The 21,914-nt window shown below is 71.0% G+C and carries 18 protein-coding genes and 2 pseudogenes; 9 read left to right on the forward strand and 11 right to left on the reverse strand.

Annotated features, from left to right (window positions below; translation table 11 throughout):
• The 7 genes and pseudogenes from K228_RS0120505 to K228_RS0120535 form a co-directional block, all read right to left on the reverse strand.
• Positions 1-205: pseudogene (locus K228_RS0120505) on the reverse strand (IS1380 family transposase); the annotation flags it as partial.
• 326 nt (positions 206-531) lie between these two features.
• Positions 532-921 (reverse strand): VOC family protein, encoded by a 390-nt coding sequence (locus K228_RS0120510; RefSeq protein WP_025620120.1) that lies wholly within the window; start codon positions 919-921, stop codon positions 532-534.
• Between the two features lie 68 nt (positions 922-989).
• The gene (locus K228_RS0120515; protein ID WP_025620121.1) at positions 990-1,847 is read right to left on the reverse strand and encodes a spermidine synthase; all 858 of its coding nucleotides are present in this window, start codon (positions 1,845-1,847) and stop codon (positions 990-992) included.
• Positions 1,847-2,797, reverse strand: coding sequence for a hypothetical protein (locus K228_RS0120520; protein WP_025620122.1), 951 nt, complete (start codon positions 2,795-2,797; stop codon positions 1,847-1,849). The genes K228_RS0120515 and K228_RS0120520 overlap by 1 nt, the downstream gene beginning before the upstream one ends.
• 28 nt (positions 2,798-2,825) lie before the next feature.
• On the reverse strand, positions 2,826-5,300 hold the full coding sequence (locus tag K228_RS0120525) for an AAA family ATPase (RefSeq protein ID WP_025620123.1): 2,475 nt from the start codon (positions 5,298-5,300) through the stop codon (positions 2,826-2,828).
• Positions 5,300-6,448 (reverse strand): exonuclease SbcCD subunit D, encoded by a 1,149-nt coding sequence (locus K228_RS0120530; RefSeq protein WP_025620124.1) that lies wholly within the window; start codon positions 6,446-6,448, stop codon positions 5,300-5,302. The genes K228_RS0120525 and K228_RS0120530 overlap by 1 nt, the downstream gene beginning before the upstream one ends.
• Before the next feature lie 13 nt (positions 6,449-6,461).
• Positions 6,462-8,204, reverse strand: a complete 1,743-nt coding sequence (locus K228_RS0120535; protein WP_025620125.1) for an ATP-binding protein — start codon at positions 8,202-8,204, stop codon at positions 6,462-6,464.
• Between the two features lie 255 nt (positions 8,205-8,459).
• Here K228_RS0120535 and K228_RS0120540 point away from each other — a divergent pair, with 255 nt between their 5' ends.
• Positions 8,460-10,142 carry an alpha/beta fold hydrolase gene (locus tag K228_RS0120540; protein ID WP_025620126.1) on the forward strand — a complete coding sequence of 561 codons (1,683 nt, stop codon included), beginning with the start codon at positions 8,460-8,462 and terminating at the stop codon, positions 10,140-10,142.
• On the opposite strand, the gene K228_RS0120545 is transcribed toward K228_RS0120540, so the two are convergent.
• Positions 10,119-10,862 (reverse strand): pyrimidine reductase family protein, encoded by a 744-nt coding sequence (locus K228_RS0120545; RefSeq protein WP_025620127.1) that lies wholly within the window; start codon positions 10,860-10,862, stop codon positions 10,119-10,121. The genes K228_RS0120540 and K228_RS0120545 overlap by 24 nt on opposite strands.
• A 141-nt stretch (positions 10,863-11,003) precedes the next feature.
• Here K228_RS0120545 and K228_RS0120550 point away from each other — a divergent pair, with 141 nt between their 5' ends.
• From K228_RS0120550 to K228_RS0120575, 6 genes are all read left to right on the forward strand, one after another.
• Positions 11,004-11,549 carry a plasmid pRiA4b ORF-3 family protein gene (locus K228_RS0120550; RefSeq protein WP_025620128.1) on the forward strand — a complete coding sequence of 182 codons (546 nt, stop codon included), beginning with the start codon at positions 11,004-11,006 and terminating at the stop codon, positions 11,547-11,549.
• A 268-nt stretch (positions 11,550-11,817) separates the two neighbouring features.
• A complete protein-coding gene (locus K228_RS0120555) occupies positions 11,818-13,104 on the forward strand; it encodes an ABC transporter substrate-binding protein (RefSeq protein ID WP_025620129.1) in 1,287 nt (428 codons plus the stop codon).
• Between the two features lie 224 nt (positions 13,105-13,328).
• The gene (locus tag K228_RS0120560; protein ID WP_025620130.1) at positions 13,329-14,300 is read left to right on the forward strand and encodes a carbohydrate ABC transporter permease; all 972 of its coding nucleotides are present in this window, start codon (positions 13,329-13,331) and stop codon (positions 14,298-14,300) included.
• Between the two features lie 10 nt (positions 14,301-14,310).
• The gene (locus tag K228_RS0120565) at positions 14,311-15,153 is read left to right on the forward strand and encodes a carbohydrate ABC transporter permease (RefSeq protein WP_025620131.1); all 843 of its coding nucleotides are present in this window, start codon (positions 14,311-14,313) and stop codon (positions 15,151-15,153) included.
• The gene (locus K228_RS0120570; RefSeq protein WP_025620132.1) at positions 15,150-16,586 is read left to right on the forward strand and encodes a GH1 family beta-glucosidase; all 1,437 of its coding nucleotides are present in this window, start codon (positions 15,150-15,152) and stop codon (positions 16,584-16,586) included. The genes K228_RS0120565 and K228_RS0120570 overlap by 4 nt, the downstream gene beginning before the upstream one ends.
• A 75-nt stretch (positions 16,587-16,661) precedes the next feature.
• Positions 16,662-17,708, forward strand: a complete 1,047-nt coding sequence (locus K228_RS0120575) for a LacI family DNA-binding transcriptional regulator (RefSeq protein ID WP_025620133.1) — start codon at positions 16,662-16,664, stop codon at positions 17,706-17,708.
• A gap of 51 nt (positions 17,709-17,759) precedes the next feature.
• Here K228_RS0120575 and K228_RS0120580 read toward each other — a convergent pair whose 3' ends face one another.
• Complete coding sequence (locus tag K228_RS0120580) at positions 17,760-18,971, reverse strand: acyl-CoA dehydrogenase family protein (protein WP_025620134.1); 1,212 nt, start codon at positions 18,969-18,971, stop codon at positions 17,760-17,762.
• Positions 18,971-20,041, reverse strand: coding sequence for a phosphotransferase family protein (locus K228_RS0120585; protein WP_025620135.1), 1,071 nt, complete (start codon positions 20,039-20,041; stop codon positions 18,971-18,973). The genes K228_RS0120580 and K228_RS0120585 overlap by 1 nt, the downstream gene beginning before the upstream one ends.
• 141 nt (positions 20,042-20,182) lie before the next feature.
• Here K228_RS0120585 and K228_RS0120590 point away from each other — a divergent pair, with 141 nt between their 5' ends.
• Together K228_RS0120590 and K228_RS0120595 are read left to right on the forward strand one after the other, a co-directional pair.
• Positions 20,183-20,803 carry a GNAT family N-acetyltransferase gene (locus K228_RS0120590; protein ID WP_025620136.1) on the forward strand — a complete coding sequence of 207 codons (621 nt, stop codon included), beginning with the start codon at positions 20,183-20,185 and terminating at the stop codon, positions 20,801-20,803.
• 189 nt (positions 20,804-20,992) lie between these two features.
• Positions 20,993-21,262 carry a hypothetical protein gene (locus K228_RS0120595; protein WP_025620137.1) on the forward strand — a complete coding sequence of 90 codons (270 nt, stop codon included), beginning with the start codon at positions 20,993-20,995 and terminating at the stop codon, positions 21,260-21,262.
• A 101-nt stretch (positions 21,263-21,363) separates the two neighbouring features.
• Here K228_RS0120595 and K228_RS30225 read toward each other — a convergent pair.
• A pseudogene (locus K228_RS30225) lies at positions 21,364-21,914 on the reverse strand (hypothetical protein); the annotation flags it as partial.

The raw sequence follows: 21,914 nt of genomic DNA on the forward strand, positions 1-21,914 counted from the left end.
CGATCGAACACGCGATGTCGGTCAGGACCCGGCCCCGGTCGTGGACCGGCTGGAACCCGGGTTTGGCCAGTACCCTCGATATGCCCGCGGTCAGGCCGGTACGGTCGGCGAGCATCCGCAGGCCCGCCACCCCCACCATCGCCACCACCCCGTCACCGTCAGCCGTGACGCGCAGGCCCTTCGACCATCCGGTAAGCTCACGCACGTCGGAAGTGCCTCCTCGCAAGAGATCCTGGTAGATGTCGCAATCACCATTTTCCCTTGCCTGGCAGGCACTTTCGCCTTTCCGGACCTCACGAAACCGTTACAAGATCACCACCTGGTGAATGTCCCGGGTTGAAGGCGCCAGGGTCGCTCTGCACCGTGCGCTTGCGCTGCTGCTCGCCCGGCCGGCAGACGATCTCACGGCTCGGGTCGAGCGGTCGCTGCGGCGGATGCTCGACCGGGAGATCGGCACGGGTCAACGGCAACTGCTGAGCTGGCACGCCGAGCGGGGCTGGGAGGGCTCGCACTGGTCGCGGTCTCCTGGTTCTAGCCGGGGAACTGCTCGAACATGAGCTCGTAGCCGTCCGGGTCCAGGCCGTAGAAGATGCGCGCCCATCCGACGTCTTCCGGGTCGAGGGTCACGGTCAGGCCCTCCTCCCGCCAGAGCCGCCATGTCGCGTCGAGATCCGCAGTCGGTACGACGAGGACGAAGCCGAGCCCGACCGGGCCCTGTCTGGTCTGCTGTCCGCGTTCGGCGTGGTGATAGCCGTGCTGGTGCAGATCCGACAGGATGAGCCAGGTGTGACCGTAGGTCAGGTAGCGCAGATGCGTCTGCTCGGGCTGTGGAAGGTGCCGGAAGCCGAGCCGTCGGTAGAGATCGAATGACCGGTCCAGATCGCCTACCCGCAGGCCAACCTTCAGCTGTTTCGCCGGCATTTCGTCATCGTACGGACGCTGCGGATCAGTCGAAAGTGGCCGGCTGCTCGGCATCGGGGGTGCCCGGATCAACCGCCGACCGAGAAGATCCCCGCTGGGGGTGGTGCGGAGTCGGTGGCGTCGGTGTCGTGGACGACCGGGGCGCCGCCGGTGAACCGGATCAGTTCCTCGCCGGCGAGCACCCGGCCCGGGAACCAGTCACCGGAGACCCGCCGGGTCAGCTCGGGCACCGGCGGGGTGCTGCGGCCGGCGAGCAGCACCAGGTTGCCGAAGCGGCGGCCCCGCAGCACCGCGGCGTCGCCGACCAGCGCCGCCTCGGGTAGCACTGATCGGACGGTGACGACCTGTCGGCGGGCGTGCCGCAGCGGCGGGCCGTCGGCGATGTTCGCCAGGTACCAGCCGGTGGGTCGGAGGACGCGGGCCACCTCGGCGGCGAACTCCACCGAGGTCAGGTGGGCGGGGGTGCGGGCGCCGGCGAAGACGTCGGCGACCACGATGTCGATGCTGGCGTCCCGGAGGCCGGTGAGGGCTTCCCGGGCGTCGGCGACGCGTACCCGTAGTCGTGGGTTGGGCGGCCAGGGCAGCTCCCGGCGGACCAGCTCGACCAGCGCGCCGTCCACCTCGCAGACCCGTTGGGTCGAGCCGGGACGGGTGGCGGCGACATACCGGGGCAGGGTCAGCGCGCCGCCACCGAGGTGCAGCAGGCGCAGCGGGGCGCCGGCCGGGGCGAGCAGGTCGATCGCGGTGCCGAGCCGGCGTACGTACTCGAACTCCAGGTGGGTGGGGTCGGTGAGATCCACATGTGACTGCGGGGCGCCGTCGAGCAGCAGCGTCCAGGAGCCCGCCCGGTCCGGGTCGGGGACCAGCTCGGCCACCCCGGTGTCCACCTCCACGGCGGCCCGGTCGGTGGAGCGTTGGCGCCCCATCAGCGCGTACCGCCAGCGGCGATCAGGGCGCGGTGCAGCAGCCGGGAGTCGCCGATCATCCGTCGCAGGCGGCGTTCCAGCCCGGCGATGGGGATCAGGTTCTGTGGTGCCCGAGGGTCCTTGTACGGGGTGGAGGCGAAGCGGGGCAGGGTCACCACGGACAGGTCCGCCAACGCGACCGCCGCCGCGATGTCCAACTCGGTGGAGCACTCCACCCGGACGATGCCCGCCCACGGGGCGCCCCCGGCGACCGGCAGCCGCAGGTACCACGACCAGCCGCCCCATGCGGTGCCCAGCCGGAACACCGGGGAGCGCTGCCCGGCGGTGAGCCCGGTGACCACCGCGGTGAGCCGGGCATCCAGGTACTGGCTGTGCTGGGTCTTCACGTAGCCGAGGGTGCGGGGCAGGAGCCGCCGGTTGCGCAGCGGCCCGTCCACCACCAGCAGGTCCTCGTCGCTGCGGGCGGCGCTGGAGACCGCCACCTCCAGCGCGGTCAGTGGCCCCTGCACCGCCGCCGGCAGCTTGGCCAGCTCGCCGCTGCCGCCGACCCGGTGCACCGGGTAGTGGACGTTGCCGGCGCGCACGTCCACCGCGGATGGGCTGGCGGTGAAGAGCCCCCGCTCCACCCGGGCCCCGGCCAGCTGGGCCGCGCCGCGCTCCAGGTCGCAGCGGACCACCCCGGCCGCGTACGAGGCGGCCAGCCCCGGGTACGAGACCCCGTCGGCTTCGGTCAGCCACAGGCTGGCGTCGTTTCGGCGTACCCCGTCGACGAGGAGCACCACGGCCGGGGCGTGCACGCCGGGCCGGGGTCCGACCGCCCGCCAGTTGGCTGCGGGCAGCTCGTGGTCGGCCTCGACCTGGGCGCTGCTGGGCGTGGCCGGGCCGCCGGCGGCGGCCTCGAACGAGGCCCCGTACGCCGGATCCCACGCGTCGACGAAGAAGCGGGTCACCCGGGTCGCCCCCGCCCGCCGTCGGCGTTCACCGGCCGGTCCGTTCGACCCGGGCCGACCGGGCGTCCTTGCGGACCTCGAAGCGGACCGGAATGCGCTCGGCCAACGCCGGCACGTGGGTGACCACGCCGACCATCCGGTCCCCCCGCGCGGCCAGGTTCTCCAACGTGGCCGCCACCGTGTCGAGGGTGGCCGTGTCGAGCGTGCCGAACCCCTCGTCCAGCACGATGGACTCCAGGCTGGCCGCGGTGGTCGACATCCCGGCGAGCTGTTCGGCCAGGGCCAGCGCGAGCGCCAGCGACGCCTGGAAGGTCTCCCCGCCGGAGAGCGTGCGCACCCCCCGGCGTAGGCCGGCGTCGTGGTGGTCCACGACGAAGAACTCCCCCTTGTCGTGGACCAGGTCGTACTGGTCACCGGAGAGCTCGCGCAGAATCCGCGACGCGCCGTCCACCAGCAGGTCGAGCGCCTCGGTGAGCAGCCACCGTTCGAAGTTGTTCGCCCGCAGATGCCCGGCGAGCGCGCGGGCCACCTGCGCCTCGCGTTCGTAGGTGGCGCGCTGCTCGCGCAACTCACCGGCCTGCTCCCGGCGGCGGGTCAGTTCCCGCAGCTGCGCCTCGGCCCGTTCGAGGGCGACCGCGGCGTCGCGGCCCGGGTCGTCGGTGGCCGGCACCCCGGCCGCCTCGAGTAGCCCGCCGATCCGCGCCTCGACCGCGGCCACCTGCGTCTCGGCCGCGCTCACCGCCGCCGTCCGGTCGGCGCGTTCGGAGCGCCGTCGCGCCACCTCGGCGGTGGCCCAGTCGGTCAGCGCCGCCCACGCCGCCGCCACGTCCTCCCGGTCGGTGGCCGGCGGGCCGAAGCGGGCCAGCCCGTCCCGGGTCGCGTCGAAGGCCCGCCAGGTCGTGCGGAGCCGCTCCTGCGCGGTGTCCACCGCGGCCCGCGCCCGGCGGGCCTCGTCCCGGCCGGCGCGGACCGCCGCCGCCGCCTCCTCCAACTCCTGCCGTAGCCGCCCGTGCTCGGCCACCGCCCGGTGCAGCGCCGCCGGCTCCGGGGCGTCGGCCAACTGGGTGTGCAGCGTGGCCAGCCGTGCGTCGAGCTGCTCCTGCCGGACCCGCGCCGCCACCAGCTCCCGTTCCCGCTCGCGGACGGTGCCGTCCCGCTGCGCCACGGTGGCCTTGGCCGCTTCGCTGGCCGCCCGCGCCGCCTTACCGGCCGCGACCGCCGCCGGCACCGCCGACGTGGCCGGGATCGCCGGCACCTGGGCGACGGTCTGCTCGCAGACCGGACAGGTGGCCCCGTCGTGCAGCGGCGCCCGCACCGCCACCGCCAGGTCGGTCGCCTTGGCCTGCTCATGTGCCTGGAAGGCCGCCGTCAGGTCGGCCTCGGCCCGCTCGGCCGCCGCCTGCGCCGCGGTTAGCTCCGCCGTCGCCGCCGCGTGGCCGGCCTGGGCCGCCGCTACCGCCGCCCGGACCGTTTCGGCCTCGTCGGCCAGCCCCGCCCGGTCCTCGTACGCCCGCAGCAGCAGGCGCAGCGCGCTCTCGTCGCCGGCCGCGGTCAGCTCGCCGCGGAGCTTCTCCTCCCGCTCCTCGGCGAGCGCGACCACGGTCGCGGCCTCGTCCGCGTCCGTCCGCGCGGTCGCCACCGCCCGGGCGACCTCGGCCAGCCCCGCGGGGGCGCGTACGGCGTCGAGCACGGCCAGGTCGGTGTCGAGGGCGGTCAGCGCCGCGCCCGCCTCCCGCGCCGTGGTCCGCGCCGCCGTCTGTTCGGGAACGGCGGTGGTGACGGCGGTGGTCAGCTCCCGCATCTGCTCGACGCGGGCCGACACCTCCTCGAGGGCGGCGTCGTCGATGTCGGCGAGGCCGGCGAGGGTCTGGCTGACCACCTCGAATTTCGCCTCGGCCTGGCTGGCCCGGGTCCCCGCCTTCTCCCGCACTTGCTCGTAGACGCCGAGGCCGAGCAGGTTGACCAGGATCTCCTGCCGTTTCGCCGGTCGGGCGTGCAAAAAGTCGGCGAACTGCCCCTGCGGCAGCAGCACACAGCTGGTGAACTGCTCGTACGGCAGCCCGACCGCCGCCAGCACCGCGTCTTCCATCTCGGCGACCGTGCCGGCGAGCACCTCACCCAGGTCCTCCGGGCTCAGCCCGGTGTCGAGCTTGGCGGGGTCGAAGCCGGGCGGCATGAGCTGTAGGCCGGCGCCGGAGGTCTTGACGTTGCCCCGGCTGTCTCGCCGGACCACCCGGGTGGCCACGTAGCGGTCGCCGGCGGACTCGAAGACCAGCCGGACCCGCGCCTCGGCCGCCGACGGGGCGAGGGCGTTCGCCAACCCGCGGGTGCCGCCCCACCGGGGTACGGTGCCGTAGAGCGCGAAGCAGATCGCGTCCAACACGGTGGACTTGCCGGACCCGGTCGGCCCGACCAGCGCGAAGAAGTCGGCGTCGGTGAAGTCGATCGTCGTCGCCGCGCGGAAGACGGTGAAGCCGTCGAGATCCAGTCGCATCGGCCGCATCAGTGCTCGACCTCCTCGAACAGCTCGTCGAAGAGTCCCCGGACGTCGTCGTCGGCGTGCCCCCGGTCGTCCAGGTAGTCGCCGAACAGCTCCCGCGGTGACCGGCCGGCGCGCTGGGCGACGCGGGCACCGCCGCCGGGCGCGGGCACCAGCTCCGGATCGATCCTGATCTCCAACGCGCGAGGGAGGAGCTCCTGCACCTCCTCGCGGAGGCCGGCCCGGGGCTGCTCCCGGACGAAGACCCGAAGCCAGGCGTCCGGCACCTCGACCTCGGCGAGCTGCGCGAGCGTGCCCCGGACGGTCCGCAGGGAGGCGGCGGCGGGGATGGGTACCTCGCGCACCTTGGCCGCCGTGGTGGCGGTCACCTCGACCACGGTCACCGATGGGACATTCTCCTGCTCGCCGAAGTCGACCGCCAGTGGGCTGCCGCTGTAGCGGATCGGGCACCCACCCTCGACCCGCTGGGCGCGGTGCAGGTGACCGAGCGCGACGTAGTGCGCGGTGCCGGGGAAGACCGTCGCCGGTACCGCGTAGCCGAGGACGGTGTGCGCGTCCCGCTCGCCGCCACCGGTCGCCGCCCCGACCACGGTCAGGTGGGCGGTGACCAGGTGCACCCGGTTCGACTCGGTGAAGCCCTCGGTCAACCGGGTGACGACCCGCCCCAGGTGGTCGGCGTACGTCTGGTTGGCCTCGGCGGCGGTCAGCTCATACATCTCCACGGCCCGGACCGCGTACCGCTGGGACAGAAACGGCAGCGCGGCGAGCTGCCAGCGTTCGCCGCTGCCGGTCGTACCGTCGATGATGTGCTCGTTGGGGTCCTCGCGCACGCTGCCCCGCAGGGTGATCCCGGCGGCCTCGGCCCACGGCCGCAGCGCGTCCAGCGCCGCGCCGTTGTCGTGGTTGCCGCCGATCGCGACGACGTCGGCGCCGGTACGGCGCAGCGCGGTCAGCGCGCGGGTGACCAACCGGGTCGCCTCGGGGGTGGGGGCGGCGGTGTCGTAGAGGTCGCCGGCGATGATGATCAGATCCGGCGCTTCCCGCCGGGCCACCTCGATCACCCCGGCGAGGACGGCCTTGTGCTCCTCGGCCCGGGACTGCCCTTTGAGGACCTTGCCGACGTGCCAGTCGGAGGTGTGCAGGATCTTCACGGCTCACACCACCTCAGAACGGGATGTCGTCGTCACCGGAGCCCACCACGGCGAACGGGTCGGCTGACTGAGTGATCGACCGGAGTGTCTGGGAGGGCACCGCGCCCGCCTCCGCGACCCGCGTCGCCCAGGCGGGAAACGGAAACTCCAGGCAGAGGGGCACCGGGATGTCGGGCTGGTTGACGAACATCGTGCCCGGCTTCGCCAGCAGCGCCCGCTGCCGCTGAGCCGGCGGGAGGAAGCCGTACTCGGGGCGGGACGCCTCGGCCGGGTCGAGCCGACCCACCACCCGGACCGCCGAGTTCGTGACGATGCGCCGCTCCACCTCGCTGGCGGTCTGCTGCGCGCCGACCAGGATCACCCCGAGGGAGCGGCCCCGCTCGGCGATGTCCAGCAGCACCTCCTTGATCGGGGAGGAGCCCTCGCGGGGGGCGTACTTGTTCAGCTCGTCGAGGACGACGAAGAGCAGCGGCTTGGCCGTGCCGGTCTTCTCCTTGCGCTCGAACTCGCTCTTGAGCGTCACGCCGACCACGAACCGCTGTGCCCGGTCCGGCAGGTTGTGCAGGTCAACCACGGTGACTTGCGCCGACTCCGCGGTGTTGATGCGGTGCGGACGCCGGGTGGCCAGATCGCCGCGGATCAGCCGGGACAGGTCCTTCTTACTGCCGATCAACCGGCGGGCGAAGGCGTTGACGGTGCCGAGGCCGACCGCGCTGCCGGCCCAGATGCCCCGGGTCTCATCGTCGTTGAGCTGCTCGACGATGTGATCGACCAGGTCGGCGTAGCTGCCGAGGCGGACCCCGTCGATGCTCACCCCGCCGTCGGCGGGCTGTGCGTACCGGGCCAGGTGGGCGGTGACCGAGTGCACGACCATCGTGTACTGCTGGCGTTCGTCGTCGGCGTCGGCGAAGACGTACGGCAGGAGACGGTCGGCGCAGAACTCGTCGAGCGTCCAGTAGAAGCTGTCCACCCCGCTGAGCCGACTGCTCACATCCGGCGTGCCGGTGGCGTCACCGGCCCGGGGCGGAGCGTAGACCCGCACGTCGGGGAAGGCCGCGGCGTCCAGGCCGAGCCGGGCGTACGCCGTGCGGGTGGGCTCGTCCAGCCGGGTGTTGGGGTGGTCGAGGAAGAGCAGGTCCTCGCCCTTGACGTTGAAGATCAGCGCCTTGGCGTTGACCGCGTCACCGCCCAGGACACCGGAGCGGAAGACCGAGTAGAGCAGGAAGGTGGCGAAGCTCGTCTTGGTGGCGACGCCGGAGATGCCGGAGATGGAGACGTGCGCGCCCCGGGTGCCGTCGAGGAAGTCGGCGTTGAGGTAGACCGGCACGCCGTCGCGGCCGGTGCCCATCGGGATCCGCCGCTCCATCCGGTCGAAGTGCAGCGCCCGGGCCCGGGCGTCCCCCTCGGCCCGGTGCACGACGGCGCCCGGCGACGGCGGAACGTAGAGCTCCGGGTCGACCCGGGTGGTGGTGATCTCAGCGGCCTCCTGGACCTGGGCGGGGAGCATGCCGTCGGCGATCGCGAAGACGTCGGAGTCGAACTGGGCGCCCTCGTGCCGGGCGCGTACCTGGGTGACCACCCCAGCGATCGTCACCGGCTCCCGGTCCGGTAGCTCGCGGCGGGTGGCCACGACGTCGTCGAGCTGCAGGTAGCTGGTGGGGGAGACCGCCGTCCAGAACTGCAGCGGGGTGGCATCGGCGGTGCCGAGCACCCGGCCGACCAGCTCGCCCGGGCCGTCCACGGCGTCGTCGGTCATCGGGTCACTCCGCGGGGCTGGGTGGCGAGGTCGGCAGACACGTCCTGCATCCTGCCCGAGACCTACGACCGGCCGCCACGTGACGCGGCGGAGACCACGCCGTGCCCGCCCCTCACCCGCGCTGGTCCGGTGAGCGTCGGACGTGCTGGGCGCGAGTGTCGGGGCGTGCTGGGCGGTGAGCAACGGGCAACCCGGCCGGGTGATCATCGGCGGATTCGCCACGAGCGGGGCGAGAGCTGGGCGATCCTTGACCGGATGAAGCTGCGGGAGGAGTTGCTGCGGACGCCCCGCGGGCGGTTCAAGGTGCTGGTCGCGCTGGCGGCGGTGCTGCCGGCGGTGGAGGCGGCGATCATCGCGGCGCTCGGGTTCCAGGCCGTCCGTGGGTTGTCGCCGCAGGTGACCGCCATCTGGCCGTACGGCACCTTCCAGGAGCTGCGTTGGCTCTTCGTCTACCACCGCACCATCCCCGGGTTCTTCATCACGTTGGTGGGGATTTCGGCGCTGCGGGGAGTCCTCACCACCGCCATGGCGAAACTGGCCTGGCCGGACGAGGTCCCCTGCCCGTCGTGGCGCTGGCTACTCTGGCGCAACATCTGGGTCGCCGTCCTGATCGCGGTGATCCTTTCGCCCTGGGTGGCCCTGTCGATGGCGTTCGCCACGACCGGGCTCTCCTGGTACCTGATCGCCTCGCTGTTGCCGTTGTTGCTGCTCGCCCCGTTCCTGTTGCGGGCCGGGGTGGCCGCCGACTGGTGGCATGGCCTGCCGGGGCTTCAGGTGGTGGGGTGGGCGTGGCTGAACTTCGTCGTCCTCACCGTCGCCGGTGCGGTGCTGTCGTCGGTGCCCTTGTGGTGGGCTGTCCCGTTGGCCGCCGTCTGCGGCGCGGCTAACGCGCTGCTCTGGCGAAAGAGCGTGGCCGCCGCGCTGGTTCCCGGCCGGGTTCGCCTCCGGCTCGTGCCGGTGGTGCCGCTGCTGGTCGCGCTCATCCTGCTCAGCTTTCCGACGATGCCGCTGGTGGCCGAGCAAGTCCAGGGCGGGCGTGGCGGGTGGCGACCGCCGATCATGACCGAGCCGTTGCCGGACTCGGTCCCGTACGCGGTGATCGCCCTGGGTGGGCACGACTCCGAGTACGACGGGGAACCGGCGGTGGATCCGCGGGTGGAGCGGTTCTCCTATCTCGGGCTGGATGAACAGGACCGGCCCCTGCCGTATACGGCGGTGGCCACCCACCGGTCGTTGGGCGAGAGCGCGGCCCTGCTGGCGGAGCAGGTCGAGGTCCTGCACGAGCGAACCAACCGGCCGATTGCCCTGCTCGGGCACAGCGAGGGGGCCATGGTGGCCCGGACCTACCTGGAGCGGTGGCCGGTGACGGAGGTGGAGGCGGTGCTGCTGTTCAGCCCGCTGGTGATGCCGGGCCGGGTGTACTACCCGCCCGCGCAGATCCGGCGGGGGTGGGGCGTCGTGGCCGGTTGGGAGTTACGGCTGCTGCAGTCGCTCTGGAACGTCACCGACACCTCGGACGAGGTGCCGGACCAGGCTTTCATCCGCTCGCTGCTGGCCGATGCCCCGTTCTACCGAAACCGCACGCTCTGCCCCGTGGCGGGAGTGCGGATGGTGGCCTTCCTACCGACGGTCACCGCGATCGAGGCACCGCCCGGCCAGTACCACCGGATCCCGGTCTACGAGCTGCCCGCGTTCCATGGTGAGCTGGTCGGCCGGTTCGATGTCGCCGACCTGGTGCTCGACTTCCTCTCCGGCGAGTCGGTGCAGCGCTCGGAGATGCAGTACGAGGTGCTTCAGCGGCTCGGCGCGGCCTGGCAGCCACCACCGTTGGCGCTGCGGATCAATCCGGTCTGGTCGGCGGGCCGCGAGGGCGACCCCGCCTTCTCCGGCCGGATCTGCGAGGCCCGCAACGGGTCAGCGGGCGAAGCGGAGCAGTAGCCCGCCGTCGGCGGCGGCGAGCACGTGCCGCAGCGGCAGGTGCCGCACCGGGCTGGGCTCCCCGGCGGTGATCCGGCCCGGCCCGGCGCCGGCCAGCAGCGGGGCGACGGTTAGGCAGACCTCGTCCACCAGGTCGGCCGCGGTGAGCGCGCCGAAGAGGTGCGGACCGCCCTCGCAGAGCAGCTGGCCGAGCCCGCGGCGACGCAGCTCGGCCAGGCCGGCGGCGAGGTCCACCCGGTCTTCGCCGCAGTTGACCAGGTCGGCGACGTCGGCCAGGCCGGGCGGGGCGGTGGCGGCGGCGTGCGTGAGCACGATCGGGCGTACCGGTGCGTCGGCGAGGGCGGGATGGGTCGGGTCGAGGTTGACCGAGCCGGAGACCACGACGAGGGTCGGGCACTCCGGAAGGCCGTGCTCCCGGCGCCAGGCGCGGCGTCGCTCGTCCAGGCGCAGTGGCCGGTACCGCTCGTGGCGCATCGTGCCGCCGGCGACCACGAGACCGTCGCAGAGCATCCGCAGCAGTCGAAAGACCCGCTTGTCCGGCTCGCCGGAGAGCCCGGCCGAATAGCCGTCAACGGTGACCGCGCCATCCACGCTGGTCACGAAGTTCACGCGTAGGCGTGGTCGATCGGCCCGGCCGTAGCAGGCGGTGAGCGCGGCGTCGTCGAGGGCTGCACCGGACGGCGCTGGCCAGAGGGCGGTAATTGGCGTTCCGACGGTCATTCGCTGGCCGGACCCGTGACCGGAGGGGGTGGCTGAGGGGTACGGTGCTGGCAGTCACACCAGTTTCGGCCGCGACAGTCGTCGTGCCGCCTCGCCCGGCAGATCATGGTCGCAGCTTATTCTGAGGGAGGACGGGATAGCATGCCGCGTCAGATCTTCCAGCTGAGGATTTCTCTGGCCGGGGTCCGGCCGCTGGTCTGGCGCCGGGTGCTGGTCCCGGGCGGCTTCACCCTCGACCGGGTGCACCGGGTGGTGCAGCACGCGATGGGTTGGCGGGACTGCCACCTGCACTCGTTCGAGGTCGACGGCGAGCAGTTCGGGGAGCCCGACCCGGACGGGGAACTGTCGCTCCGCGACGAACTGGACGTGCGGCTGGACGCGGTGGTCGCCAAGGGCAGCCGCTTCCACTACACCTACGACTTCGGCAACTGGTGGGAGCACGACCTGGTGGTGGAGGACGTCCTCCTGGCCGATCCGGAGGAGCGCTATCCCGACTGTTCGGATGGGGATCGGGCGTGCCCGCCGGAGGATGTCGGCGGTCCGGCCGGATATCTGGCGCTGCTGGCCGCGTTCGCTGATCCAGGTCACCCCGAGCACCACACGTTGCGTGGCTGGGCGGGGGACCGCTTTGATCCAGCAGCCTTCGATCCCGGTCGGGCGGGCACGCTGCTCCGTCGATTCTGCTGACCTGTTTCGCCGTTCCGGGTCGCTAACCGGGATAGGCGCCACTTCGCGGCGGGGTTGGCGAGCGCGCGGTAACGATCCGGGATCCACTCCCAACGGCCTATTGACACGTCTGACACCTGCCGGCAATCTCATGGGAGCGTTCCCAGTGGTGTGGTACGGCTCATTTGTCCACGCCGGACCGTCGTCGAATCCATCATCGTCGGTCGACACCCCGTACCGCATCCCCCCATCACGACAGACGCAGCCTCACATCGAAAGAGGGGTCAGGATGAGCCTCACCACGCGGCGTTCCCGCCTGGCGGCCAGCGCCCTTGCCGCGATCACCGCCGTCGGCGGCCTCGCGGCCTGCGGCAACGACGACGAGCCGGCCGCCGGCGAGAAGCCCAGCAAGCTGGTCGTCGAAACGTTCGGCGAGTTCGGCTACGACGAACTCGTCAAACAGTACGAGAAGGACACCGGTATCAAGATCGAGCTGCGCAAGACCGCGCAGCTGCGTGAGTACCGGCCCAAGCTGGTGCGCTACCTGGCCACCGGCAAGGGAGCGGGTGACGTGGTCGCGCTGGAGGAGGGCATCCTCAACGAGTTCAAGTCCAACCCGCGCAACTGGGTGGATCTCGCCCCGCTGATTGATGACCACTCCGAGGACTACCTGCCCTGGAAGTGGGAGCTGGGCAAGGCGCCGGACGGCCGACTGATGGGCCTGCCGACCGACGTCGGCAGCCTCGCCGTCTGCTACCGCAAGGACCTCTTCGAGGCGGCCGGGCTACCCACCGACCGGGATGAGGTGTCGGCGCTCTGGCCGGACTGGGACAGCTTCCTGGAGACGGGCCGCGCGTACAAGGAGGGCAGCGGCGGCAAGGCCCTCATCGACACGATCGTCGCCGTCTCCGACGCGGCGCTCTTCCAGCAGGGCGACGACCTCTTCTACGACAAGGAGAACAACATCATCGCGGAGACCAGCCCCGCGGTGAAGGCGTCCTGGGACACCGCGACCTCGATGGTCGAACTCTCCGCCCAGATCGAAACCTGGTCGCCCGAGTGGTCTGGCGGCTTCAAGCAGGGCAGCTTCGCGGCCACCTTCTGCCCCTCCTGGATGCTCGGCATCGTCTCGGAGAACTCCGGCGAGGAGAACAAGGGCAAGTGGGACGTGGCGGCGGTGCCCGGCGGCGGCGGCAACTGGGGCGGCTCCTGGCTGGCCGTGCCGGAGCAGAGCGCTTACCACGAGGAGGCGGCGAAGCTCGCCGAGTTCCTGACCAACGCCACCAGCCAGGTGGAGGCCTTCAAGGCCAAGGGCCCGCTCCCCACCCACCTGGAGGCGCTGCAGGACGACAGTTTCCTCAGCTACACCAACGAGTACTTCAGCGACGCCCCGACCGGCAAGATCTTCGGTGAGAGTGTCAGCAAGATCGAGCCGATCCACCTGGGGCCGAAGCACCAGGCGGTGAAGGAGAACGCCTTCGGACTGGCGCTGCGGGCGTTCGAGAACGGGCAGGTCAGTGAGGACGAGGCCTGGCAGCAGTTCATCAAGGACGCCCAGATCCAGGGCGCCTTCTGAGTGAATCCGACCTGGTGGCGTTCGGAAGCCGTTTCCGGGCGCCACCGGTCGGTCCCGGACCCGGGGTGCGGCCACCTGCTGGTACTGCGTGGTGCGTCGCGCCCTGCGCGAGGGCACCAACCCTGCCAGGAAAGGACACCCCCCATGAGCCACCGTAAGCGAGCCGCCGGCCGACCTGGCCTGCCAGCCCCGCAGGGCGGCACGGAATGCAGCGGAGCGCTGACATGAGTCACTCGACCACCGTGGCGCCGCCGACACCCGCCGCACCACCATCCCCGCCCGGCGATACCCCCAAGCGCTGGCGGCTCTCCCTGGCTCGCCTGGACATCAAGTACTCGCCGTACCTCTACATCGCGCCGTTCTTCCTGGTCTTCGGCATCTTCGGGCTCTACCCGATGCTGCGTACCCTCTGGATGTCGCTGCACGACTGGGACATGATCGGCGATCACACCTTCATCGGGCTGGACAACTACACCCGGCTGCTCACCGACGAGTACTTCTGGAACGCGCTGATCAACACGTTCGGCATCTTCGTGCTGTCGACCGTCCCGCAGCTGTTGCTGGCGCTCTTTCTGGCGAACCTGCTCAACCGCACCCTGCTGCGGGCCAAGACCTTCTTCCGGATGGCCATCTTCATCCCGAACGTGGTCTCGGTCGCCGCGGTCGCGATCGTCTTCGGCATGCTCTACCAACGGGAGTACGGGCTGGCCAACTGGCTGCTCGGCTTCGTCGGGATCGATCAGATCGACTGGGACGGGCAGACCTGGAGCTCCTGGACGGCGATCGCGTCCATGGTCAACTGGCGGTGGACGGGGTACAACACCCTGATCCTGCTCGCCGGCATGCAGGCGATCCCCCGGGACCTCTACGAGGCGGCGGAGATCGACGGCGCCGGCCAGTGGCGGCAGTTCTGGCGGATCACCCTGCCGCTGCTCCGGCCGACTTTCATCTTCGTGGTCATCCTCTCCACGATCGGCGGCATGCAGCTCTTCACCGAGCCCCTGCTCTTCGGCAACGGCAACATCATCGGCGGCACCCAGCGAGACTTCCAGACCCTGGCCATGTACATGTACGAGATGGGCATCACGAATTTGAACAGCGCTGGTTATGGGGCGGCTGTCGCCTGGGCCCTCTTCATGATTATCGGCCTGATGTCGCTGCTCAACTTCGTCCTCGTCCGCCGCGCGGCCAAGTGAGGAGCCCTCGATGATCTCCGCATCCAAGCGCCTCTGGCACACCAGCCCGTTGACCTACATCGCCCTCGTCCTGGCGACCCTACTGTCGATCTACCCCTTCTACTACATGGTGGTGATCGGCACCCGCACCCTGGACTCGATCAACGACGTGCCGCCGCCGGTCACCCCCGGTGGTGCCTTCACCGACAACTTCGGCCGGGTCCTCGACAACGACGCCGCCAACTTCCTCACCGGCATGATGAACTCGATCATCGTCTCCTCGGTGGTCACCGTGTCGGTGGTCCTCACCGGCTCACTGGCCGGCTTCGCCTTCGCGAAGCTGCGCTTCCGGGGCCGCAACGTCCTGCTGCTCTCCATCATCGTGACGATGATGATCCCCACCCAGCTGGGCCTCATCCCGCTCTGGGGCATGATGCAGACGCTGGGGTGGTACGACACGCTCTACGCGGTCACCGTGCCGTTCCTGGTTACCGCCTTCGGTGTCTTCATGATGCGGCAGTACGCCAGCCAGGCGGTCTCCGACGAGCTGATCGAGGCCGGCCGGGTCGACGGGGCCAGCACCCTGCGGATCTACTGGAACATCGTCCTGCCCGCGCTGCGCCCGGCGGCCGGGGTCCTGGGGCTGCTGACCTTCATGGAGACCTGGAACTCCTTCCTCTGGCCGTACGCGGTGCTCACCCCGGAGAACCCGACGTTGCAGGTCTCCCTCTCCTTCCTGTCGTACGCGTACTACACCGACTACTCACAGGTCTTCGCCGCCACCGCCGTCGGCACCCTGCCGTTGGTCATCGTCTTCCTCCTGTTCGGCCGCCAGATCATCGGCGGGATCATGGAAGGTGCCGTCAAGTCGTGAGTAATCCCGCGAGCCCACCCGCCGCCGGCGCTCTCGCCGAACGCCCGCCGCTGACCTTCCCGCCCGGCTTCCTCTGGGGTGCCGCCACCGCGGCCTACCAGATCGAGGGTGCGGCGGCCGTTGGCGGCCGGACCCCGTCGATCTGGGACACCTTCAGCCACACCCCGGGACGGGTGGTGTCCGGGCACACCGGTGACGTGGCATGCGACCACTACCACCGGCTCGACTGGGACGTCGCCCTCATGGCCGAGCTGGGGCTGAAGTCGTACCGGTTCTCGGTCTCCTGGCCTCGGGTGCAGCCCGGCGGCACCGGCCCGATCAACCAGGAGGGGCTCGACTTCTACCGGCGGCTGGTGGACCAACTGTTGGACAACGGCATCGAACCATGGCTGACGCTCTACCACTGGGACCTGCCGCAGCCGCTGGAGGACGCGGGCGGCTGGCCGGCCCGGGACACCGCCGCCCGGTTCGCCGACTACGCCGCCCTGGTCGCCGGCGCGCTCGGTGATCGGGTGCGGTACTGGACCACGCTCAACGAGCCGTGGTGCTCGGCGTTCCTCGGGTACGGCTCCGGGGCGCACGCCCCGGGTCGGTCCGACCCCGCCGCGGCGGTCCGGGCCGGTCACCACCTGCTGCTCGGCCACGGGCTGGCCGTGCCGGCGCTGCGCGCGGCAGCCCAATCCGAGGTCGAGATCGGGGTGACGCTCAATCTGTACCCGGTGACCCCGGCCACCGACTCGCCCGACGACGCCGACGCGGCACGTCGGATCGACGGGCTGGCGAACCGGTTCTTCCTCGACCCACTGCTGCGCGGGTCGTACCCGGCGGATCTGATGTCCGACCTCAGGCAGGTCACCGACTTCAGGCACGTGCGGGCGGAGGACCTGACCACCATCGCCGCCCCGCTGGACCTGCTCGGAATCAACTACTACAGCCGGCACGTGGTCGCTGCGCCGACGGCGGCGGCCCCACTGGAGCCGTACTGGCGTAAACCGTCCTGCTGGCCCGGCAGCGAAGCCGTTCGCTTCGTCACCCGGGGCATGCCGGTCACCGACATGGACTGGGAGATCGACCCACCCGGGCTGGTCGAGACGTTGCGGCGGGTGTACGAGGAGTACACCGACCTGCCGCTCTACATCACCGAGAACGGTGCGGCCTTCGTGGACGCGGTCGTTGACGGTCGGGTGGACGATCCAGACCGAACGGCCTACTTCGCGGCACACCTGCGCGCCGCACATCAGGCGATCGTCGCGGGTGTCCCGCTGCACGGCTATTTCGCCTGGTCGTTGCTGGATAACTTCGAGTGGGCCTGGGGTTACACGAAGCGCTTCGGCATGATTCACATCGACTACCGCAGTCAGGCACGCACCCTGAAGTCCAGCGGTCGCTGGTACGCCGAGACAATCCGACGTAACGGTCTGGCCGCAGAATAGGCTCGAACCAGCTATCCGGGTGCTCCGGTGCCACCCGGTGGGCACCGGGGCCTTCCGCCGTCGGAGGAGCAGACGATGACAACGCAGCGCACCCGCTCGCTCGGGCGCCCGACTCTCGATGCGGTCGCCGCACGTGCCGGCGTTGGCCGGGGCACGGTCTCCCGCGTCGTCAATGGTTCACCCCAGGTCAGTCCCGAGGCCCGCGCGGCGGTGCAGCGGGCGATCGCGGAACTGGGGTACGTGCCGAACCGGGCCGCTCGCGCCCTGGTTACCCAGCGGACCGACTCGATCGCGTTGGTGGTGTCAGAATCCGGGGACCGGGTGTTCGCCGAGCCGTTCTTCGCCAGCATCGTGCGGGGCGTCAGCTCTGGCCTGATGGGGACCCCGTTCCAGCTCTGGCTGGTGATGGTCCAGTCCCCGATCGAGCGGGAGCGGGTCGAGCACCATCTGACCAACCAGCACGTTGACGGCGTCCTGCTGCTGTCGCTACACGATGCCGACCCGCTGCCCGCGCTGCTGCAAGAACGGGGCCTGCCCACCGTGCTCGGGGGCCAGCCAGCCCAGATGCTGCACGCCGACGCGGAGCCGGCCTGGCTCGTGGACGCGGACAACGTCGGCGGGGCCCGGCGCGCGGTGGAGTACCTCGTCGGGCGGGGACGGCGGCAGATCGCGACCATCGCCGGCCCACAGGACATGGGCGTCGGTCTGGGGCGGCTGACCGGCTATCAGGAGGCGGTCGCGAAGACGCCGAGCGGGGGCAGGCCAGACCTGGTCGCGTACGGGGACTTCAGCGAGGGCAGTGGGGAGGCCGCGATGCGCCAGCTGCTGGCCGCGTGCCCGGACCTGGATGCGGTCTTTGCCGCCTCGGACCTGATGGCGTTCGGTGCGCTCCGGACGTTGCGGGAGGCCGGTCGGCGGGTGCCGGAGGACGTGGCCGTGGTGGGCTTCGACGACGCGCCGATCGCCCGCCAGTCGGACCCACCGCTGACCACGGTCTTCCAGCCGATCGAGGAGATGGGACGGCAGATGGCCCAGTTGCTGGTGTCCCGGATCCGTGGCGAGCAACGGGCCACCACCAACATCCTTCTGGACACCGAGTTGGTCGAGCGCGCCAGCGCCTGACCGCCGCCGATGGGTCCTGCACCGGGAGGTGGTGTCCGGTGCAGTGACTCTTTAGGCGTAGTGGCGGAGTTCGCGGCGGGCCAGAGCGGCCTTGTGGACCTCGTCCGGCCCGTCGGCGAGGCGCAGGGTGCGGGCCTGGGACCAGAGCGCCGCCAGTGGGGTGTCCTGGCTGACGCCGGCACCCCCGTGCGCCTGGATGGCCTTGTCGATCACCCACTCCGCCATCGACGGCGTGTCGATCTTGATGGCTTGGATCTCGGTGTGCGCGCCCTTGTTGCCGACCGTGTCCATCAGCCAGGCCGTCTTGAGCACCAGGAGCCGGGACTGCTCGATTCGGACCCGCGCCTCGGCGATCCACTCACGCACCACACCCTGCTCGGCGATCGGCCGGCCGAACGCCACCCGGTCCAGGGCGCGACGGCAGAGCAGCTCCAGCGCCCGCTCCGCCATACCGATCAACCGCATGCAGTGGTGGATTCGGCCGGGACCGAGCCGGGCCTGGGCGATCGCGAAGCCGGCCCCCTCCGCACCGATCAGGTTCTCCACCGGCACCCGGACGTCGTCGAAGTCGATTTCGGCATGGCCACCGTGTGCGCCGTCGTGGTAGCCGAAGACATGTAGCCCGCGCCGGACGGCGACCCCAGGGGTGTCCCGCGGCACCAGGATCATGCTCTGCTGCCGGTGCCGGTCGGCCGACGGGTTGGTCCGGCCCATCACCACGAAGATCTGACAGGCCGGATCCATGGCGCCGGACGACCACCACTTGCGGCCGTTGATCACGTAGTGGTCGCCGTCGCGGGTGATCCGGGTGGCGATGTTGGTGGCGTCGGAGGAGGCGACCTCCGGCTCGGTCATGCAGAACGCCGAGCGGATCTCCGCCGCCAGCAGCGGGCGCAGCCACCGCTGGCGCTGCGTCTCGGTGCCGAACTCGGCCAGCAGCTCCATGTTGCCGGTGTCCGGTGCCGCACAGTTGAGCGCCTCCGGGGCGAGGTGCGGGCTCCGGCCGGTCAGCTCGGCGAGCGGAGCGTACTGCAGGTTGGTCAGCCCGGCGCCGTGGTGGGGGTCGGGGAGGAAGAGGTTCCACAGGCCCCGCTGGCGGGCAGCCGCCCGCAACTCGGCCAGCACCGGCGGCCGAGCCCACTGGTCCGCCGCGCCCGCGACCTGCTCGGCGTAGACCGCCTCAGCCGGGTAGACCTGCTGCTCCAGGAAGTCGGTCAGCTCGGCTCGCAGCCGTTCGGTGTGGGCGTCGTGGGTGAAGTCCATCAGCTCCTCCTCGAGACGGCGGTCAGCCCGTACGCGACCAGTGGTGCGACCATCTCGCCGATCTGGTCGAAGCCCTCGCCGAGGGTCTGCCCCTGGCGGTGCCGGTAGTGGATGCCCTCGCAGATCACCGCGAGTTTGAAGCACCCCAGGGCCACATGCCAGTCCAGCGGGCCGACGTCGATCCCGCTGCGGCTGGCGTACCGCTCGATCAGGTCGGTGCCGGCGGGGAAGCCGGCGTGAGGCCCGAGCCCGTCGGCGACGGGATTGCTTCCGACCGCATCCCCGCCCATGGCATCCCAGTAGGTCAGCAGGAGACCCAGGTCGGCCAGCGGGTCGCCGAGGGTGGCCATCTCCCAGTCGAGCACCGCCCGGACGGCGACCGGGCCGACGGTGGCGAGGAGGTTGTCCAACCGGTAGTCGCCGTGCACGATCCGCCCCGTGCCGGAACTCTCCGGAGCGGTGTTGGCCAGCCGGTCGCGTAGCTCGTCAATGCCGGGCAGCGGCCGGCTTCGGGAGCCGTCGAGCTGCCCGGACCAACGGCGGACCTGGCGGGCGAGAAAGCCCTGCGGACGGCCGAAGTCAGCCAGGCCGACCGTCGCCGGATCCACGGTGTGTAGCGCGGCGAGGGTGTCCATCATCGCCATCGCCAGCTCCCGTCGCTGCTGGCCGGGGAGCGGGTCGGTCTGCGCTCGGGAGCGGAACACCGTGCCGGGCACGTGGGCCATCAGGTAGAACGGTGCCCCGATCACCCCCGGGTCGGTGCAGAGCAGTAGCGCCTTCGGTACCGGCACCTCCGTCGGGGCGAGCGCCGAGATCACCCGGAACTCCCGCGCCATGTCGTGTGCGGTGGCCAGTACGTGGCCCAGCGGTGGCCGACGCAGCACGACCTCCCGCTCCCCAACAGCGAGCAGGTACGTCAGGTTGGACCGGCCGCCAGCGATCAGCTGGGCGCTCAGCGGCCCGTCGGCCAGGTCCGGCCGGTGCGCGGCGAGGTGGCCGGCGAGCCGGCCCAGGTCCAGACCCGGCGGGGAGCCGATCGGTGCGGAATCGTCGATGGCCGGCTCGGTCATCCGAACAGTTGATGGCAGCTCACTTCTGATGTCAAGGCCGGTGTCCGGCCTCTTCCCGGCCCCGAAACCGACCCGTCACCCTGGGTTACGGGTTCCGCAACAGCCGTCGGGGAGGGTCGTACCTGGGGAAGGGAGCAACTCATGACGCGGTGGGGAAGACAGACCCTGGTGGCGGACCGGCCCACCTGCCAGGCGGGTCGAGGGTTGGCCGGGCCGTTCACCCTGGACCTGCGAGACGGCACTGAGCTGGACGTACGCTCAGCGGTCGGTGACGACCTGCCCGGCGTGGTCGACCTGCACGAGCGGTGTTCGGCGCGCAGCCGCAACCGCCGCTACCACGGTGGGTCGGCCCGGCTCGCCCCGGCTCGGATGCGCCGACTGTTGGAGCCGGCTCGGGGGGTCACACTGCTGGCCACGCCGACCGCTTCCCATTCGCCATCCGCGCCGGTGGTGGCGATGGCCAATCTCCTCGGCGAGGGAGACACAGCCGAGGTGGCGTTGCTGGTACGCGACGACTGGCAACGCCGCGGACTCGGATCGGTGCTGCTACGCCGGCTCGTGTGGGAGGCGGAGCAGAGCGGATACGTCGCATTGGATCTGCACGTCCAGGCAGAGAATACGCCGATGCTGCGGGTCGTCTACCGGTTAGCGCGGCCTTCGATGGTTGACCGGGATGGCTCGCTGCTAACCCTGACGGTGCCGTTGACCGCGGCCGACTCTCCGGCTAGGGCGCCGCTGGACCTCTCCGTCCCAACACGGTGATCGTCTATCGTGGGCTGCTGTCGCTATCAGCCCCGTGTCGCTATAGGACACCTTCGGGGCTGTGCGGCCACCTACCTGGGGTTCCGAGTGTCGTGGCGCGCAAATGGCGATGATTTTGTGTGGCGCACCCGAACGTAATCCCTCGTACTGTTAAAGGAGCACCACCTCACACCTCGAGGGGGCACTCCTATGTTCAGTGACTTTCTGATCTCTGTCATCCGTACCGCTGTCCCGGTCGCTGTCGGTGCCATGCTGGCCTGGCTCGCCTCCAAAACGGGAATCGTCCTCGATGCTGACTCCTCCGCCACGTTGACCGCCAGCGCGGTCGCCCTCGCCATCGCCGTTTACTATGCTCTCGCCCGTGCCCTGGAGACCCGGTGGCCCTGGCTCGGCGTGCTGCTGGGGCGGCGGGCGAAGCCGGTCTACGAGGTGTCGCGTACCAGTAAGGGCGAGGGCTGAGGCGCTCGTTCGTCCCGCTGCCTAGCGGTGGTGGGTGACCCGAAAGTCACCCACCACCATCACCGATGCGTCCACCGTTCCTTTTCCGGGATCTGTTCCGTTCAGGACGGCGTTGTCAGCTGCACCCAGGGGTTGTTGCAGGTGAAGTTCTGCCCCTGTGTAGCGCATTCGGTTTCCCACACCTCGCCATCGGTGGTCAGCACCTTTATCCAGGCGTCATTGCCGGCGGCGAGATGGCGACCCCGCATACGGATTCACCCGGGTAGTTGGTGTTACCGCTGAGGTCGGTCCAGGTGTAGGGCCCCGGCGGTGCTGGTGTGAGCCTTCTGCGGCCGGCGTAGGTGACCCCATCCGAAACCACCGCACTGAACTCTTCGGAGGCCGAGGGGGCAAGGCTGTCGATGTCAGCGCACGGTCCGGTGGGGCCGGGTGGTCCGGTGGGGCCCGGTGGTCCGGTGGGGCCCGGTGGTCCGGTAGGTCCGGGTAGCCCGGTGGGGCCCGGTGGTCCGGTAGGTCCGGGTAGCCCGGTGGGGCCGGGTGGTCCGGTGGGGCCCGGTGGTCCGGGTGGTCCGGTGGGGCCCGGCGGTCCGGGTGGTCCGGTGGGGCCCGGCGGTCCGGGTGGTCCGGTGGGGCCCGGCGGTCCGGGTGGTCC

It is taken from the genome of Salinispora cortesiana (genome assembly GCF_000484695.1).
GTDB lineage: Bacteria > Actinomycetota > Actinomycetes > Mycobacteriales > Micromonosporaceae > Micromonospora > Micromonospora cortesiana.

Coding starts and splice junctions, on each gene's coding strand:
- K228_RS0120510 (WP_025620120.1), bottom strand. CDS start 921: ATGCCGGCGAAACAGCTGAAGGTTGGCCTGCGGGTAGGCGATCTGGAC.
- K228_RS0120515 (WP_025620121.1), bottom strand. CDS start 1,847: ATGGGGCGCCAACGCTCCACCGACCGGGCCGCCGTGGAGGTGGACACC.
- K228_RS0120525 (WP_025620123.1), bottom strand. CDS start 5,300: ATGCGGCCGATGCGACTGGATCTCGACGGCTTCACCGTCTTCCGCGCG.
- K228_RS0120535 (WP_025620125.1), bottom strand. CDS start 8,204: ATGACCGACGACGCCGTGGACGGCCCGGGCGAGCTGGTCGGCCGGGTG.
- K228_RS0120540 (WP_025620126.1), top strand. CDS start 8,460: ATGAAGCTGCGGGAGGAGTTGCTGCGGACGCCCCGCGGGCGGTTCAAG.
- K228_RS0120545 (WP_025620127.1), bottom strand. CDS start 10,862: ATGACCGTCGGAACGCCAATTACCGCCCTCTGGCCAGCGCCGTCCGGT.
- K228_RS0120550 (WP_025620128.1), top strand. CDS start 11,004: ATGCCGCGTCAGATCTTCCAGCTGAGGATTTCTCTGGCCGGGGTCCGG.
- K228_RS0120555 (WP_025620129.1), top strand. CDS start 11,818: ATGAGCCTCACCACGCGGCGTTCCCGCCTGGCGGCCAGCGCCCTTGCC.
- K228_RS0120560 (WP_025620130.1), top strand. CDS start 13,329: ATGAGTCACTCGACCACCGTGGCGCCGCCGACACCCGCCGCACCACCA.
- K228_RS0120565 (WP_025620131.1), top strand. CDS start 14,311: ATGATCTCCGCATCCAAGCGCCTCTGGCACACCAGCCCGTTGACCTAC.
- K228_RS0120575 (WP_025620133.1), top strand. CDS start 16,662: ATGACAACGCAGCGCACCCGCTCGCTCGGGCGCCCGACTCTCGATGCG.
- K228_RS0120580 (WP_025620134.1), bottom strand. CDS start 18,971: ATGGACTTCACCCACGACGCCCACACCGAACGGCTGCGAGCCGAGCTG.
- K228_RS0120585 (WP_025620135.1), bottom strand. CDS start 20,041: ATGACCGAGCCGGCCATCGACGATTCCGCACCGATCGGCTCCCCGCCG.
- K228_RS0120590 (WP_025620136.1), top strand. CDS start 20,183: ATGACGCGGTGGGGAAGACAGACCCTGGTGGCGGACCGGCCCACCTGC.
- K228_RS0120595 (WP_025620137.1), top strand. CDS start 20,993: ATGTTCAGTGACTTTCTGATCTCTGTCATCCGTACCGCTGTCCCGGTC.